The sequence below is a fragment of the Escherichia sp. E10V5 genome, from assembly GCF_004212315.1.
Lineage (GTDB): Bacteria > Pseudomonadota > Gammaproteobacteria > Enterobacterales > Enterobacteriaceae > Escherichia.
On sequence record NZ_RHJM01000027.1, the window covers coordinates 1 to 17,365 of the forward strand.

Consider the following 17,365-nt stretch of genomic DNA (forward strand, 5'->3'; position numbering starts at 1 on the left):
TGATTTTGGGCCAGGGTCAAAAGACGAAGATCTCTGATTTAGCACTGCACTGATTTTGGGCCAGGGTCAATTTGGCCGGGTTCTCAAAAAATGCATGGAACTAAAACGGGTCTATTTACATATCCACGGGATGGTTTAACTCTATAGCACAGGATTAATGCTGGCGCAGCAGACAATGTCTAAAGATTTAACGCACTTATCGATTACCAGGACAAATACACTTTTTCAAAATCATTGCAAATACTTTGCCTTTCATTTCAAAAAAATAAATCATAATTTTTATATCCCCTTCAACAGGGTCCAGTGGCTGTATGCTGATTTATAACTCGCTACAGTGCTAACAATCATCCTACTTGTTCATTAACCAAAATTACATCAATACAGGAATCACCCTCTCTTCATGGCGCTTATTCATAATTTAACTTAATGAATGCTGATTATAAGATAGTACATGCTTTTGCTTCATCAACATTTTTTCCTAAAGCAAAATTATTTTTAACATAAAAATGCCTTCATCTATAGAATATGTACAATACCAACAAAATAATTAGCCACGGTTTTGTTCTTAAAAGTATAACGGTCGTGATCGGTTCGATTTGCCAGGTTATATCGCCTGCTATGGCCAGTGCGGATGCCGCTTTGCTCGCCGAGCAAAAAGCCACGCCTTATGAAACGCAACGAGATAGCTCACGTACGGATACAGAAGCGGAAGATCGTGATCAGGAAAATGCTCAATTAACTCAGTTAGCCGCTTTCGCGTCTCAGGCTGGAGGAGTGCTTTCTGGTCATACGGATAGCAACATGGCAAAAGCGATGGCCAAAGGCTTTGTGCTGGGTAAGGCAAATCAAAGCGCCGCTGAATGGCTGCAACATTACGGAACAGCACAAATAGAAATCAACGCCGACGATAACTTATCGCTAAAAGATTCCTCTTTTATATTGCTTCATCCGTGGTACGACGTGCCGAACAATCTGCTGTTTTCTCAAAGCGGCGTCCACCGTGTGGACGGGCGGGGCATTGTGAACCAAGGCATTGGTTATCGCCACTTCAACCAGCAAACGATGTATGGCCTCAATACCTTTATCGATTACGATTTATCTGGTGATCATGCCCGGGCGGGGATTGGCGCCGAATACTGGCGTAATTTTGTTAAATTTTCCGCTAATGGCTACATCGGGCTAACCGGATGGAAAGCATCTCCGAATGTTGAAGATTATGAAGAACGGCCTGCCAATGGTTGGGATTTACGTCTGGAAGGATACCTTCCCGCTCTCCCGCAACTGGGGACAAGGCTAACGTATGAGCAGTATTTCGGTCGGGAGGTCGCGCTGTTTGGTAAAGAAAACCGGCAGAAAAACCCCCGGGTTCTTACTGTCGGCGTGAATTTCACTCCATTTCCGTTGCTGACATTAAGCGCGGAACATCGCACTGGCGAGAGTGGAAAACATGACACTCAGCTAAAAGCGGATGTGAACTGGCGCATCGGCACCCCACTCCGTCAGCAATTAAATACGGATGCCGTAGAAGGCATTCGTACCCTGAATGGCAGCCGCTATGACCTTGTTAATCGTAATAACGACATCGTTCTTGAGTATCGCAAACAAACCGTTATCAAATTACACCTCCCGGGGCGAGTAACAGGAAAATCAAAACAGGTCATTCCGTTGTTGCCTGATGTGCAGGCAAAACATGGTTTGAAAGATATTGAATGGGATGACGCATCATTTTTAGCCGCGGGCGGTAAGTTGATCGGTCAGGGAGCCCACTGGCAGATGGTGTTGCCGGAATGGAAAGATGGCGCGATCAATGCATGGGGAATCTCCGCTATTGCGCATGATACCCGTGGTAATGCATCGCAACCCGCCGAAATGCAGGTTGTTCTTACGCCACCGATAATAAGTAAGAAATATTCCAGTCTTAGCATCGCCGTGGCGCATCTGCTGGCAGATACAAAAACACAAACTACGTTGACAATTGCTCTACTGGATAATGAGAAAAAACCGATAAGCGGCAAAGCAGAGCAGATAATTCTCAATGGTGCATTTACTCCAATCAACTCGCTGGTAGACGGTATGGCTTTGGCGAAAGGAACCGTCACTTTAAAGCCTCAGGCTCCGGTATTGCCGCAACTGGGAAAACTCAAAGAGTCTGGTAATGGAATTTACACAACAACGGTAACTGCCGGTGAAAGTGCTGGAAAATTTACTATTACTGCAAGCCTGGAAGATACAACGCTGGCATCTGCTGACATCATTTTTACAGATACATCAGCCGCACTTGAGCAAAGTACGCTTACTGCTGACAAGACAACGTTTTCTGTCGGAAGCACGGAAAAGTCGACTCTGGCCCTTACCTTGCAAGACAGCAAGGGCCAGCCAATTAGCAACGAAAAAGAACGCATAACATTCTTTATTGCTGACAGTACTGTAGATACATCGAAATATTCCTTCGATACCGTTCAGGAAAGCAACCCTGGACACTACACCACAACATTTAGTGGTCTTCTGGAAAATCCAAAGTTACCTGTTGGCGTCAAAATTAATGGCAAAGATACCGGCAAACGCCTGATCTTTAATCTGACAACAGTTTCTGTCGCAACGGTTACTGGTGTGCCTGTAGTGGGAAATACGCTGACAGCAACAATGCCTTGTAGCACAGACTGCAATGCGTTGACTTACCAATGGCAGAGAGAAGATCAAGCAGGTAGTAATAATTATGTCGATATTCCGGGTGCCACAGCGATGACATATGTTCCTTCCACCGCCGATCAAAAGCGAAAAGTGCGGGTACAAATTATCAAATGACTTATTACTGAGCCAGAAAGTCATCGTTATCCCATATCTGTATTGTGTATTTGTTAATAAATAGTAAGACAAGAGAATATGAAACTAAGCTTAAAAAAAAAGACTGCCGCCAGCATTACAATGGGCTTCTTACTCAGTATGAGTGTTAATGCCGTCGCAGCAATAATCACCTCTTCCGCAACGATGTCCATTACAGGACATGAGCCAACCCTGACTGCAGGTGAGATTACTTTTGAGGATAAAAATGCAAATGGCATTCTTGACCACGGCGATATCGTAAAAATCGATCCCGCTCATGACTTTGCATTTGCCGATGTTGATGGAGATAAACCCGATACAACGACTCCCCGACTCTATAGCTGGAAGATTGGTTCTACTGAAGTGGCGGTGACCGAAACTTACACTATTCAGGACAAAGATTTAGGACAGACAATTACACTATTTGTTACTCCACAAACTGACAAAAATATTACTGAGCCATTCCAGGGCAAACCTGTTCAGGCTACGGTAAACGGAACAGCGGGTGGACTACCGATTTCTGGAAGCGACGATGTCATTAAAGTGGTAATTAGCGGCGGTACCGGTGTTTCTGGCGCACCTATCGTTAATGACACTCTGACAGCTACACCAACCTGTACAAAAGCGTGCGGTGTATTGAACTACCAGTGGCAGGTCGAGGACTCCGTCAATAGCGGTAAATATATCGATATAACAGGGGCAACAAACAGTACTTGGAAAGTCACTAAAGAGACTCAGAAACGAAAAGTTCAGGTGGTTGTATCCAATCCTTGATACTTCTGTTTTTCTTCCCAAATAAAGGGAATAAAGAACAGTAGTAATGTGCTATTTTTAATAGTCAGAAAACCGCCACACTAATTATAACGGCGGTTTTCTGAAAAACTTAAACTAATCCCCTATGTAGATAAAAATAACAATCAACAAACAGACCTGTAAATCAACAGCCTATTTTTTTGTTATATTTATCGCCTGTACGGTGCATGCAGAATTACCACATTTATCCCAGTGAGGATGCACAACATAAGCACACCCTGCCAATGAAGATAATATGCCACCTATGATTAATAATTTATAATTTGACATATTAATACCAAAATATTATTGCAATAGAATATAAACATGGATGCCAGCGTTATTGCTGGTATCCATGTTTGACTTACATTACTGTATCGATATTAAGAATTAGCGTAGAAGACACAGCTTCAGCGTTCCCTTCAGTCTCATACCAGATAATTAACTTACTACTGGTTGTACCAAAAGGATCGCTGTTGCAATTACAAAGGTCTTCATACATAACCTCGACCTGGAGGTAACCTAGTGTAACATCTGCTGGCATAATTTCGTAGGAGTGAAGCAACCGACTGGGTAAATTTGAATAAACATATTTATCATCATCGTAATACGATAATTCAATTTTAGTATTAATAACATCTCCCGCAGTAAGGTTTCCAGCAACCGGAATACGATAGTACATATGTTCACCAGGCAGGCCATTCCCAATACGATGCTTATTAATGATCCCTCCTGATACCATTTCCGTTCCACTAACATCAATAAAGGTTGGTGATTTTAACGTTCCTTTTTTCGGCGGCGTCACTGGAATTGCCTTCGTGACAATAAGTCTTTTATGTTCAGAAATCCCTACGTTGCCGCTACGTTCAGCAACAATGTATGAAATCCTGTTTTTGGCTTTATTTACGTTATCCTGTACCATTAACTCTGTAGTATCGAATTCAAAGGGATAAATCGTTTTCTGCGGTTTTGAAGGAACCTCATAACGCCCCAAAAAAGTTCGATCACCAATAACAGCTGTTCCCATAAGATCAACATAAGTTGGCTCATTAAACACAAGAATGGTATCGTTTATAAAACCGCCATAATCAGGTTTAGATTCGGCATCTTCCAGAGATTTGAAATGCAAATTCACTTTCTGTTGATCTTCATCAAGAATATCACCGTCAGTATTTTCAAAGTACATTGAATATCCCATGTACTCTGGCGTAATGCCTTCAATAAACAGACCTTTAGAGTCAGAAGTATCAATATCCGGGGAACCTGAACTTACTGTCATTACCAGGAAACCGGCATCTTTAGCACAGGGGTAAATACGGAACTTTGCCACGCCAGTTTTCGATGCTGAATCATTTTTAAGGTTAATAACAAAACCATCAAGTTTACTCGAGGTTAAATTACTAACATAATGATATTGCATGTCAGGATATGCTTTGCCCCCCCCCTGATTAGTATCAGACATCATAAAAAATACGTTTTCGAATACCGCCTGCGCCATACTTACAGGTCGCAGATACAGTTGGATATCCTGATGTGTTTCATCGCCAGGATATTTCGTCAAATTACGTTTATACGTTATCGTACCAGTAATATAGGTGACACCAGACAGATTTGAATAACTATCATTAAGAGTTTCCGGGGCATTCAAATCAATAATCTGAGTGTCATCAAAAGAGATAGTAATCTCATCATCGAGATCAGTATTTGACTCCAGTACATAATATTGGCAGTGACATGTTACTGGCGCAGCTGCTCCCAGGGCTTGTACAGTCAATGTCAAGTCGATCGCTTTATCGCCCAGAGCAATATTGTTAGGTACATTGAACGAATACTTGTACATATAAACTTTGCTACCGTCAGTATCCGTAAATTCTCCCTCACCTTGTGGTTTTGGTAAAATATTTTTACTCGCCACATCCATTTTTATTGCGCTAGGATCCATGGCAATTTCCGCGTTCTGGTATTTATAATAAAATTCCAGATAAATAATCTGCCCTCGCACTATCCCTTTCTGAGAAGGGAAGCTGCATGTTAATACCCCTGGAGTGAGGGCGTTAACATGAGAAGTCACCGGATGAGCATCTCTGAGATATTTCTCAGATTTAAACTTCTCTATAGATTTAATTTTTCGCATATTTAACATGACATCACCTTTAACTTTATTAATTACATTGTTATATCAATGAATACTTCGCGCAGATAAGAGAATTCCTGCTTATTCTGGCAATAGTATTCCACTCTCAGCGTGCTCTGATCCACGCCCTGCGGCGGCATATCGCAGCCCGCCAGATCGTCTATGGAAATAACATCCGTCAGATAGCCCCGATTTATATCGGCATCTGTTACGGTATGGGGCTGATTTAATTTTAACAGCGGATTACTGTTTTCCATTTCCAGCGTCTGCTTATTCCACGCGTGCAGATATGCCGTGGCCATTATCTGATCGCCCGCCACCAGGTGTTTTTGCCCGCCGGATAACGGAATACGATATTCCAGCCCCTGATAGCCGATTTCATTGCGCCCGAGCAGCACATCATCTTCATCAATAACCGCGCCGTCTTTACAGACAAATTCCGGTGCACGATAGGTCCGCTTCACCCCGTCCGGTGCGGCAGGCTGGTCCTGCGGAATTTCAAATTTGATTTCCTGCAGACGGAGATAATTCACCCCTTTGTGCAGATAGGCATTTTCGACAAGACAGGCATGGATGTAATAAGTCTTTCCGGCCTCGAAATTAGATTCGGTAAAATACAGGGCGATATCGGGTGCGCCACCACTGGCTTTAAGCGGGATCTGCGTTTTTCCCAGTAACGTCAGTGGCGTGTAGTGGTTCTTTTTCTGTATCTCTTTTCCGGCAAACAGATACACCGCGCCGCCGAGCAGGTCGTGCTCCTTCACCGCCTCCCAGTTAGAAAGCAGCGGAAATGTCGCCAGGCCATAGCTGTCATCACCGGGGCGCGCCTGAGGGTTCTGCCCTTCTGCCACGCTGACAGCTGGCGCCGTCGCAGCCTCCCAGGCACTGTTGATAAAAAAGTTCGCGGTGTTGACCATCGTCCCGACGCCATAAATCCCGGCGCTGAACGCGGTAAGCAGCGTGCGGTTTTCCCGGGGCTGCACGTTAATGACAGCGCTCCCCAGGTCGTCCAGCATGACGTAAAAATAATCCCCACTGGTTCTGTCTGCCGCACAGGGGACAATTTCACTGAACGAGGCGTCGCTGATGATGGCATCTTCAGTAATGCGGGTCACGAGGGGATAAAAACAGGCCTGGGTGTTTCTGAGTCCCGGCACGGTCAGTCGCCAGGTCATGGTGGGACGAGAAGATAATGGTCGCGTGCTGTCATTGCTGTAATCAATTAATGCAGACGTATCGGCGACAAAAGTGACGTCAACATCAATATCGGCATCCCAGGCTACATTCCAGGTCACGGTTTCAGAGGCAAGCGGAATGCCGCTATTGTCCAGGCAGCAGGAAACCGTCCACGACAATTGGTCACCTTTCTTCAGGCTGTCATTCACAGTCAGTAAGCAGCCGCCATATAAGGTATTGCCGTCCTGCCACCAGGAGATATCAGGAGGATAAAAATTCCCCCGGTTTAATTTAAATGGACATTCGGTTCCGGAAAAACTTTCACCGGTTTTCAGTTGATACTGGAAAGTGGCATAAACCGTCTGCCCGGGAAAGATATTACTGTTATTTTGCGGGCTGATTATAATTTCGGATTTGGGTTGAGAATTAGCCTCCCGACAACGTAACGGTGCAGATAAAAAACCAGATGTATTAGCTCCATAAGCCCAGACAGCTCGATTATTAATTTCACTCTCAGTAAATGGCATTTTAGCTCGATTATTTTCATCTACCGAAACCCCGACCAGATCTTTTGCCTCATGTATGTAAATAGCATCTTCACGAAACCCAAAATACACTTTTTTACTTAACTGTGGGTATTCAAGATCATAAACTGATGGATAGTAAATTACTGTATCAGTGATATCTCTATAGTTACCTGTGGAATTAGTTACCACTGGATAATCATACAGCGGTGAAAGATTTAGTGGTTCGAAAGTGTCATCAATATTCATTACGGCTCGAATATCAACATCATCAACAATAAAAACCAATTCAACGACTGCATAAGTATATGGTCCAACTGTATTTCGTTTAGTTTGGCTGTTCCCTTTTTTTATCAGACAAGGGAGCAAGCCAGCGAGATACTCACCATTGCTGTCAATGTTTACATTAGTCCAGACACTAACCTCAGGATTACTTTGCTTCAAATCTCCAGAGTAGTTTATTACTGGTTCAAAACCGTTATAATCAGAGACTGTATGAAATGTAATAGCATCTACACATAGCTTTATTTGTTTTCCAGAAACAGGATTACCATATTTATCAGTTACCTTCAAAAGATAATAAATATGATATTTTTCGATATCCCCAATATACCCAAGGTCAGCACTGTCGAAGTATAAGCCTCCTCTATAAACACCTTTACGCATGCTTAATGTGACTGTTAACCCATCATGCGTGGTTTTTTTTTCATATACTGTTGAAGTCATATCAAAACCTTGATCCTTTGCTCTCTGATTAGATTCAACAAGATTAATAAAAATCAAAATAAATAAAAAACCATAAAACAGTTATAATAAACAGTAATAAGTATTACAGGCTATCGTTTAAATTAATCATTAAAATATAATTGAAAACACCCACATATAAACTGGTTAGAAATGGTGCTTTAAAGGGGAATAATTTTAATTGGAATAATGGCAGTAAAATAATATAAAACATAGTATCAGCCGTGCATATGCATAATGCTATGGATTTAATCCTGAAGAGAGTGTTGATATAAAAAAACTAAATTCTAATAATAATATATATCCACATATGCTTTAGCCGAAATATCTCTGGGGTTTCCGCTGTTATCTCTGATTTTCCATAACGTGGTATAGTTTTTTGTATTCGTCGTCTGACCATTTTTAAACTGCATAACATCATTCATAGTAAAACCGGTTTGCGGATCATCGCCGGGATCGGCAACACTGCCAGGATAAGGAACATATTCACCCAGTAACGAACAATCAGTAGAACAATTAAATTTACTAAATCGCACAGAATAGCCCAGTTCAGTATCCATCGAAGGGGTTGCCCCAGAACAATTAACCCCAACATCAATGCTCATCTGTTTTGACTCACTATTCGGTTTTATAATCCCCATATCTATAGTGTTTTGAGGAGTAATAAGATAACAGTAAACAGAACCAGTATCTTGTGGTACGGTCTTATTATTGATTGCGACATAACCATCCAATTCCCATGCGTCTGGCTGGCCCTGATAATCACTAAATAACCCGGCAACGTATAATCCAGGCTTCACTATTTGGTTGGAATTATTAAAAAATATCTGACATAAAATTTGTCCTGCTCCTTCATTAAACAAATATCCCAAAGGGTAATAAGAGCTCATATCTGTTCCTGTAGGGGACAACACTTTTCCCAATGGTGAAGGAGGCGTGTTCAGAAGTCCGTTACAGCTCACGGAAATATCGACAGTAATGGAACTCCCAATGGACAGTGCAAATTTTCGATTATTTTGTGTTTGGTAACTACAGCGAACACCAAGCGCAACAGGAAAAACAGCACCTTGTGTATGACTTATGCCAGTAATTTCGCATTGCGCCTGGCTGCCATCAGAGACAGATGTTGCTAAGAATGATGCTGCGTGGGAACAAGAACAGACCATAAGGAACAGCAGGAACATAAATCTGAACATAAGTTTATCTCGAAGAAAGGGGGTGTTGATGACAAGTCAGGGTTAATTCATCTAAATAACGGTCGGAATCGTGCGGTAGTTTGAAAGATGTACTGCACTGTTTATTTATTTCACTACCCCATATAACGTGTAAGTATCCTTCATCAGTTAATCCGGATAAGTAAACTTCACCATTTTCACCAACAATTCCCGCATTCCCTTTATTATGATCCGTCGCTAGACTTACTATCGCACCAAAAGGGACAACACCTCGCTGATAATGCAACGTTATAATGGCCTGCCTTCCGGTGCGTACGGGATATTCTGCAACAACAACAGCACCTTTTGTCGGCACAACGCGTCTTCCGGTTTCCGTTAACATAACGTGGCTATCCAGACCATCAGGATCGAGATTAATAGCGTTATAGCGATAATTAGTGAGTGATGGAACCACGGCATAACCTCGCCAATCAGTATTTTCGTGAGTATTAACGATATGAACCCCGGAAGCGCCGGGGGCGCGGATCAGAGCAATACTATCCCCTAAAACAGGTGCCAGCGTCACTCCCCAAGGATGGATGACAACGCCGCCAGTAGCACTGGCGCTCGCCGTCTTCTGATGATGACTCCAGTCATAGGCAAATTGCGCATTACCCGTACTTCCGTCATACCCCATGTTTAACATTGTCATCGCATCCTGGCCTTGTGACGATGACTGTCCAAACTCATAATTCCAGTTGTCATTTAACATTCCGGAAAGGCTGGCCATTTGACTAAAATCCCCCCGAGGGTCGCGAATTGCCTGATAACTGAGATCACCATAACGGGAATTTGAATTGGATGAGAAGGTATCCAGCGGTACTGAAAGGTTAAAAGAAACCTCACAATTCTTTTTCTGCCCTGGCATGGTGAGCTGATTTTTATTAACGGAGATGTTTAACGACAGAGAAACCGAACTAACAGACAATCCATATCCAAAACTAAAACGGTTATCAGTTTCACTTGAATTCCAGTAATCCTCATGAATTGCGCTAAGATTCAAATTTCCCCAATGACTAAAATTTTGTCGCAAAATGATTTGTTGTAAATTCCGGCGACGCCTTCTGTTTCTGTATAATGCACCTAATACCTGACTCCCCATTAAAGAAGTTATAACAGGTAAAGTCTGACTATCCATGAAGGACATATAACCACGCGACGCATAACGAAAATCGTAGATATCAATAGTTGTACCCGTAGTAAGAAGATTTTTTGAGTACTTAAGTCGCCATGCATTACCCGATACCGTAGAACTATGAGGTTGGCTTGCATGAGACCAGGTATTATCAATCGATACAGCGCCCAATTCTCCCAGTGAAACGCCAGCACCTGCCGTCATGGCTACATAATTTCGAGAAAGCAAAAAGCCACCATAGCCAGTAGTGTTTGCAGGTAAACCATAAATAAGAGTTCCCTGTTCGAATGCTGGTTTAACATCCTTATGATAAGAGTTAAATATAGCTTTCCCCATCTCAAACTCATATTCAGCATGGCCATTTCGCTGCATGACGGGGAGTCCGGTATAGGGTTGAACCCACTGCTGGGTATTACCATTTGCTTCCCGGACAATTACCGTCAACTCACCGCTATTCATTGTCTGTGGGATATCTGTTAGCCGGAAATCTCCAGCAGCAACGGATGTCTGATAGATGAGATTATGATTCTGATAAATACTAACCTGCGCACGCGAGCTGGCAATACCAGAAATAACAGGAGCAAAACCACGTTGATTGTCAGGTTTCATGTCATCACTGGATCTCAACTTAAGACCTGTAAAATTAATACTGTCCAGTATGTCATTTTGTGTCCAGGTTTCTCCCAGAGTAAGTTCACTCTTTAATTGTTTTAGATCTCTCGCAATATATCGGTTAGAGAATGTCGGTGAATTTGCCTGTTGCGACCATGTAATGGAACTGCGTAACCGCCATGGTCCCCAATTTGCACCACCTTGTGATGAAAGAAAAAAAGAACGCATTCTTGCATGTCTGTTGGAGAAATCAGCATCACTTTGCATACCACTGAACATATAGTTAAACATCAGAGCGGGTATGCCGTCATCCCATTTGTCAACTGCAGGAAGCTGAGAGGATTCAGATGATTTCATTACTATTTGAGGAATCTCAACATTAAGTTTTAGTTTCTGCTGTTCAAAACGAAGCGTTGCGCCAGGAATAACACGTGACAAATCATCAATATATTCACCGTTTTTTAAAGCTGCAAGTGCGTCATTACTATTAGTATTAACGCCCCAACGACTAAGTTGTTCGCGGTTTAACTGCGCAGTCAGTTTTTCTCCGTGGGGAGATACCTTAAACTTAACCATTTCTGAAGATATCCATACAGTATTAACAATAACATCAACCAGATATGTTCCTTCAGCAAGTGATGATTCCTTTTCAAACTGACTAAGGTCTATTTTTTCTATGCTGCCCTGCTGGTCTGTCACCAGTAGATCAGGATCGAAATAATCTTCAGCATGACACGATTTCTGGGAAAAAAATGGCCCAACAATCATTAATATTAATGATAATCTGAGAAGGTTTGTTTCGACTCTGGATAAGAGCAGATCAATAAGTTTCTTATGATTCATGATTAGATGAAGAATAATGTGATATCTAATGCAGCGTGAAATTGACCATTTCCGGAATCACCATCAGGCGGAACACAAATGCCTGTGAATAGTTTTGCCTTGCTATCATTCAATGAGTGGAGTTCACCTGAAGGAGCTGGCGTTACTGGCCAGGGAAGTAAATTTGCAGTAAGATTATTATAATTAATCACATTACCCTGGTTACAATGTGCAATGTTGGGTGCCGTAAATTGATCGGTAAAATTAAAAACAGCGGATAACTTAACATTTTTCGAATCTGCTGCACGGAAAGTGCGATCAGTATCTGCCACCTGCCCGCTAAAACCAACCATCACATTCTTTCCCGCATCAATGAGGCCTGTGCAGTTATTCAGAGTTAGTTCGAGAATATCAAGCGGATAGACATTATTTGGACCTACAGCAGCCAGTACCGATTTATTTATCGTCGTTTCAACCTCTGTTTTATCCAGAGAGATATCGCATGTTGTGGCTTCAACAACTGCATGAAAGTTTAAATATGCATATTCCTCTAAAGGAGCAGATGTCGGAGTTGGCATCGTAATTGCCTGCGTAACAACAGGGGCAAAAAAAATCAGAATGCTACAAAAAATATAGGGGGATTTTCTTATCAAAACATTCATATCACAACTCGCTAAAAATCCATTTGATATAAATCAGATGGCACACCAGAGTCATCCCGAAAACGCCATGAAACCTGATGCACGCCAGGTGAGCAATGTTGAACAGAAGTATTTATTTCCAATTTACCATAAGGTGGTACGGGTCTAATAAGTAGAGACTTTTTTATCTTATACTTATCAATAAATAGCTGCGTCACTTCCCTGTAATAACCCGAGCGATTTAAAATATTTAATTCACCATTATTGCAAGAAAAATAAATATCTTTTTCCTTAATTGAATCAAACATCGGGCGCCAGTAGACCCTGATGTTATAAGCAGTGACTAAGCGTAACTTAACCGAATTATACATTTTAATTTCAGATGGTATTAGTCTTAGCGTCAAATAGTATAAACTTTCTCTGCTTGATGGTAAGAGAATCGCGCGTGACGGCACTGCAAGTAAAGACACTAAGGTATCATCACCGGCACGTAGTTCGTGGACAGGAGGAGAAACTATAAAGGGTGAGACTTGATTATCATTAGCTGCCATACCCGTTTTAGGATCGTAACTTTGAATTACTGCCTGTAATAAATAATGCTCGGCTGTATGGTTAACCACCCTGAGCACGATTTTATTTAAATGTGAAGAGAAGACCAGTTTAGTTTTATTAATGAAAATACCCTGTGTAGTCTCATCGCACAACCCTTTGTTTGTTATTACTATTATAAGAAACACAACTATCTTGCGCAGAAAGGGCATAGATATCCTTTGTTATAATAAATTGTACGTCATCATTCTGGTTTCACCGCCCTGACCATTGATGAGGGTCCATTTAATTTCATCCCCTGACGATGTTATTACCTTATCAAGTGTAATTTTACTAAAAGGGGTTATTGTTCTCTGTTTACCATCTAATGCTATTTCTGTTCCATTGACAAAAACTCTGCTAAGCGTCATAAAATACGGACTGGTATTGCTGATCGTCAACGCATGTTCTTTTTTCGTAAATGATAATAATGAAACAGACTTCTCCCACGATACATTAAGGTCAGCGGGACGTGAAAGAAGTTTAATAATTAAACTCAGTGATACCGATAGCTGCTGTTTGACTTTGTTCAGTTCAAAAAATTTTTTATCAATTGCAGGTATGCTCTTGAAAACAATGTATTGTAATGTTTCTTGATTATGTTGCCATACCGGTTGCCGACGAATTATCTGTACTGTTTGCGACTGACCTGATGGCAATTTGAAAATCGGTGGCAAAATGTAAAAATTTTCCGAGGGTGTTAGTTTCTCTGTACTGCCGAGAGAATGAACAATTCCGCTCTGCACAAGCCAGGTATATTTACTGGTATTGCTAATCACTATCTCTGTGCTGTGCAATGTAGAGCTCATAATGACCCTGGTATGATCAATACTTAACCCATCAGCATGACTTTTTACAGGTAAACATAAGATAATGAACAAAAAGTACAGGGTGCGCATATTAATGAACTTTTCCCTGATGCATTTCTGCCATACCAAGATCGTTGAGAGTGACCCATGACACCTGTCGGTTGTTCCCAATTTTTGTGGACGTTAGGTCTATAGACTCAAAGGGAGAGAGCATCCCCATATTTTTCAGAGTAATAGTAGCTATACTATTATGACCAAAAAAGAGGTCATGAAGCGAAATGTAATACGGACTATTATTCATAATTTTGACGCCCGTAGCAGTACGATTAAATACAATTTCTTTGGCTGCTTCATCAGCCCCCTCTTCCGTCAATCCAACTGGACGGTAAAACATTTTTATTTGTGAGGATAAAGAAAATATAATTCCAGCCTGAGTTTCAGGTAGTATCACATCTTGTAATGGTTCTGATGTGATAATACCACGAGAGATAAAATAAAAAACTGACTCTCTATCACGGGGAAGTTTGTCAACATTTTCCAACGCAATCATTTTGACTATTGATTCATTTCTTGGCGAAACTTTTTCAATTCCAGGAAGTACTTTAAAGTACTGACTATCCGGTTTACCGGCACTAACTCTGGTAATATAACTTTGCATCAACCAGGTATTGTCAGTATTATTTCTCAAACTTACCGAAACTGATGTCTTTCCTGCTGGATAAATTATCCTTAACGCATTAATTCCAATCCCATCTGCCCATGCAGATGGCAATAAAAAAAGAAACAACAAACTCAGTGAAAATTTAATCAACATAACCCTTTTACCGTATGCTTATTGGTAAATCATCATAAAATCCACAGGCACTTTAATATGCTGAGCAGACGCAGTATTCGCATTTATCGCCTGTAATGATGCGGTCAACGTTGTTTGTTTTCCATCAATTGAACTTATCACATCGCCTTTAGACACGTTGGCCAACTGAATATAATCATTGTTTTTAATTTCTGTCATAGTGGATGTATTGGCCGCAAAATCATACACACGACCTTTGAGAACCACGCCAACATCGTTTATCCCGGTATTACTCCATAATGTTGGCTCACCAGGAATACCCATTCCTGGACTAAATAATACTTCAGCATAAACCCCTCCATCACCCGGAACAGTTCCTTGTGAACTACCGGACTCGGTACAATTAGAGGCCCTTAAGTCAAAAGATTTTGTTCCCACATCTGTTTTTGACTTTGCAAAATCATTTTTTGAGAACGTACCTAATACTATGCTTTCATTTGATACACTAATATCGCATGTTGTTTCCGAAATTTCTGCATAGACATCAATATGAGCTGGTTTGCCAATTGCTATAGCGTTATTCCATACTCCCATTGTAACTATAGCCGTCAGAATACTTAGCGAATACCAATATTTCACAATAATTACCTTACTCATTATTTACAACAATAGCTAAATTCCCTTGTCATTCCTGAATCCAGTTACAAAACTAAAACTCACTTTCAGGAAAATATATCGCTAACAATCAAAAAATCTCGTAATTGAGTATATACAGCTCTGTAAATCAGAAATAGTATCAGAAACAAGATAAAAAAAGAAAAAAAGAAGATATATTTCAAAACAATAATTACGCCTTTTAGCTAAATTCCTGGATTAAAATTGTTCACTAAAAAAAATAAAACACTATACCTGTACTCATTGAAGCTATTTGATTTTATCCTTTCTGAGGATCATGCTACGCAACATGAAGTTTTCATCATCCATCAACAATAAGTCGGGCCAGGAACACCGGTACATCAGGAGGTGTGGTAAATGAGCTGGCGATGGTATTGACGACTTCTGAACGATGAAGCTCCATTATGATTGCCAGAGCTCAGCGCCAGCATAAACCACCGTAGATTGGTCACCTTATCCACGAGTTGATGAATAAAGGCTGTAAACGGTAGTTCTGCGGTAGACTGGTTATGGTCGTGGACGAAATCTGAAGCATCGATAACAGCTAATCATTTGTTGGTATGCACCCATCTATGTGTTTCATATCCCTCACTTAATCAATGAGATAAAAAAGATCAGCCTGATATTGTCAATATCAGGCTCATGTATCATCACTGTACAGTCTTCATATGAATCCGATACGGTAAATATGAAAATTAATGAATGGGCATACTTGCAACAACCTGCATTTCGTCAGTGTACAAGGATTCAGGGATTCGATGTCGCCCCCCCCCCTTCCTGATATAGCGACGCTGATGGCATCCCGAATTATTACTTATTTTAAGATAGTGAATAAATCACCTTAGGTTCTTTGTGTATAGTTCATTTCGTTAAGTAATTTTATCTTGCTTATTAAACTTTTGATTTACATAAGTGCCTGCCAAAATTCACATAAGAAATCACCAGGGACATAAAAAACAATTATGACAGTATCAGAATTCTGTTATCAGGTGGTTATTAATCATTATGTTTTAACCAGTTTCACGTATTGATAATAGATTAATGTTTATATGGTAATACATATTTGGCAAGGAGATATAATATGAACCCTGAATTGAATTTTGATGATGAAACCGGTGTGCTTATGTTTGGAAAAAAATCGACCAGATTAAGCCCAAAAGAAGCGGCGTTGTTTTCGTTGCTGCTGCATAAGCAGCAGTCAGATAGTATTCTACCACGAAATGAGCTTGCTCAATCTGTTTGGGGAGAACGATGGGAGGTGATCAGTAATAATAATATTCAGCAGCTTATTCTTCAGCTTCGTAGAAAAATTGATGCTGTCGGTGGACCAGTGATAATTGAAAACATTTACAAACGAGGTTATAAAATGACCATTCATGCACAAGGAGCTGGAAATACGATAAGACGTAATTTAATCACTCGATTTGTTTCACTAATATTAAATTTTATTTGAGTTCACGCTACACACACTATACCTATAATTATTTATGTAGCCTAATAGTTTAATTCCTTATTAGTGACATTAAAATAATTAAATTTCAATATTATGCAATGCTTTAGCTATTGTTCCTCTGTGCATCCAGATGGCAGGGGAATATTTTTTATTAACACTGCAATATAGCAACCACAGTATCATTTCTGACAAAACGCTTACAGGTCATATAATTAACATGCAAATCATTTATTAACTAATTTGACAAAACTATAATTGAAGAAACAAGCTACCATTGGCATAAACGTTCTTCTTCATTTTTATTTATAAATCACTGAAATGTTATTTTTTAACTAATAATCAAGAATAATTGTAGTTACTCTCTATATTCCACAATCTTTTGATTATCGGCGTTATTGTTTTTTTAAATTTTTACTCAGCTAATTTGTCA

Annotated in this window: 12 protein-coding genes; 3 read left to right on the forward strand and 9 right to left on the reverse strand. The window is 40.6% G+C overall.

All coding sequences use genetic code 11. The features are described 5' to 3' along the window. Positions 1 to 525 precede the first annotated feature (525 nt). A complete protein-coding gene (locus D9738_RS18450) occupies positions 526 to 2,805 on the forward strand; it encodes an inverse autotransporter beta domain-containing protein (RefSeq protein WP_130238312.1) in 2,280 nt (759 codons plus the stop codon). Between the two features lie 78 nt (positions 2,806 to 2,883). Next, the gene (locus D9738_RS18455) at positions 2,884 to 3,597 is read left to right on the forward strand and encodes a ZirU family protein (protein ID WP_130260832.1); all 714 of its coding nucleotides are present in this window, start codon (positions 2,884 to 2,886) and stop codon (positions 3,595 to 3,597) included. Between the two features lie 382 nt (positions 3,598 to 3,979). Here D9738_RS18455 and D9738_RS18460 read toward each other — a convergent pair whose 3' ends face one another. From D9738_RS18460 to D9738_RS18500, 9 genes are all read right to left on the reverse strand, one after another. Further along, positions 3,980 to 5,758 carry a hypothetical protein gene (locus D9738_RS18460; protein WP_130260833.1) on the reverse strand — a complete coding sequence of 593 codons (1,779 nt, stop codon included), beginning with the start codon at positions 5,756 to 5,758 and terminating at the stop codon, positions 3,980 to 3,982. A 23-nt stretch (positions 5,759 to 5,781) separates the two neighbouring features. Continuing rightward, a complete protein-coding gene (locus D9738_RS18465; protein WP_130260834.1) occupies positions 5,782 to 8,175 on the reverse strand; it encodes a hypothetical protein in 2,394 nt (797 codons plus the stop codon). Between the two features lie 305 nt (positions 8,176 to 8,480). After that, positions 8,481 to 9,083: a hypothetical protein gene (locus D9738_RS18470; protein WP_130260835.1), complete on the reverse strand. Its 603-nt coding sequence runs from the start codon at positions 9,081 to 9,083 to the stop codon at positions 8,481 to 8,483. 310 nt (positions 9,084 to 9,393) lie between these two features. Next, entirely contained in the window at positions 9,394 to 11,997 is a 2,604-nt protein-coding gene (locus tag D9738_RS18475; RefSeq protein ID WP_130209581.1) for a fimbria/pilus outer membrane usher protein, read from the reverse strand. 2 nt (positions 11,998 to 11,999) lie between these two features. Further along, a complete protein-coding gene (locus D9738_RS18480) occupies positions 12,000 to 12,554 on the reverse strand; it encodes a hypothetical protein (protein ID WP_130209579.1) in 555 nt (184 codons plus the stop codon). A 95-nt stretch (positions 12,555 to 12,649) separates the two neighbouring features. Beyond that, entirely contained in the window at positions 12,650 to 13,378 is a 729-nt protein-coding gene (locus D9738_RS18485) for a fimbria/pilus periplasmic chaperone (protein WP_130236387.1), read from the reverse strand. 12 nt (positions 13,379 to 13,390) lie between these two features. Continuing rightward, positions 13,391 to 14,104: a molecular chaperone gene (locus D9738_RS18490; RefSeq protein ID WP_130209575.1), complete on the reverse strand. Its 714-nt coding sequence runs from the start codon at positions 14,102 to 14,104 to the stop codon at positions 13,391 to 13,393. 1 nt (position 14,105) lies between these two features. Continuing rightward, on the reverse strand, positions 14,106 to 14,828 hold the full coding sequence (locus tag D9738_RS18495) for a molecular chaperone (RefSeq protein ID WP_130209573.1): 723 nt from the start codon (positions 14,826 to 14,828) through the stop codon (positions 14,106 to 14,108). A gap of 18 nt (positions 14,829 to 14,846) precedes the next feature. Further along, positions 14,847 to 15,464: a fimbrial protein gene (locus D9738_RS18500; protein WP_130209571.1), complete on the reverse strand. Its 618-nt coding sequence runs from the start codon at positions 15,462 to 15,464 to the stop codon at positions 14,847 to 14,849. Between the two features lie 1,099 nt (positions 15,465 to 16,563). Here D9738_RS18500 and D9738_RS18505 point away from each other — a divergent pair. Further along, positions 16,564 to 16,935: a winged helix-turn-helix domain-containing protein gene (locus tag D9738_RS18505; protein ID WP_130209569.1), complete on the forward strand. Its 372-nt coding sequence runs from the start codon at positions 16,564 to 16,566 to the stop codon at positions 16,933 to 16,935. Positions 16,936 to 17,365: the final 430 nt, after the last annotated feature.

Excerpts from the sequence above, each read along its gene's own strand:
- D9738_RS18460 (WP_130260833.1), bottom strand. The coding sequence starts at position 5,758 with ATGTTAAATATGCGAAAAATTAAATCTATAGAGAAGTTTAAATCTGAG.
- D9738_RS18470 (WP_130260835.1), bottom strand. The coding sequence starts at position 9,083 with ATGAGCTCTTATTACCCTTTGGGATATTTGTTTAATGAAGGAGCAGGA.
- D9738_RS18480 (WP_130209579.1), bottom strand. The coding sequence starts at position 12,554 with ATGCCAACTCCGACATCTGCTCCTTTAGAGGAATATGCATATTTAAAC.
- D9738_RS18455 (WP_130260832.1), top strand. The coding sequence starts at position 2,884 with ATGAAACTAAGCTTAAAAAAAAAGACTGCCGCCAGCATTACAATGGGC.
- D9738_RS18495 (WP_130209573.1), bottom strand. The coding sequence starts at position 14,828 with ATGTTGATTAAATTTTCACTGAGTTTGTTGTTTCTTTTTTTATTGCCA.
- D9738_RS18500 (WP_130209571.1), bottom strand. The coding sequence starts at position 15,464 with ATGAGTAAGGTAATTATTGTGAAATATTGGTATTCGCTAAGTATTCTG.
- D9738_RS18475 (WP_130209581.1), bottom strand. The coding sequence starts at position 11,997 with ATGAATCATAAGAAACTTATTGATCTGCTCTTATCCAGAGTCGAAACA.
- D9738_RS18450 (WP_130238312.1), top strand. The coding sequence starts at position 526 with ATGTACAATACCAACAAAATAATTAGCCACGGTTTTGTTCTTAAAAGT.
- D9738_RS18505 (WP_130209569.1), top strand. The coding sequence starts at position 16,564 with ATGAACCCTGAATTGAATTTTGATGATGAAACCGGTGTGCTTATGTTT.
- D9738_RS18490 (WP_130209575.1), bottom strand. The coding sequence starts at position 14,104 with ATGCGCACCCTGTACTTTTTGTTCATTATCTTATGTTTACCTGTAAAA.
- D9738_RS18465 (WP_130260834.1), bottom strand. The coding sequence starts at position 8,175 with ATGACTTCAACAGTATATGAAAAAAAAACCACGCATGATGGGTTAACA.
- D9738_RS18485 (WP_130236387.1), bottom strand. The coding sequence starts at position 13,378 with ATGCCCTTTCTGCGCAAGATAGTTGTGTTTCTTATAATAGTAATAACA.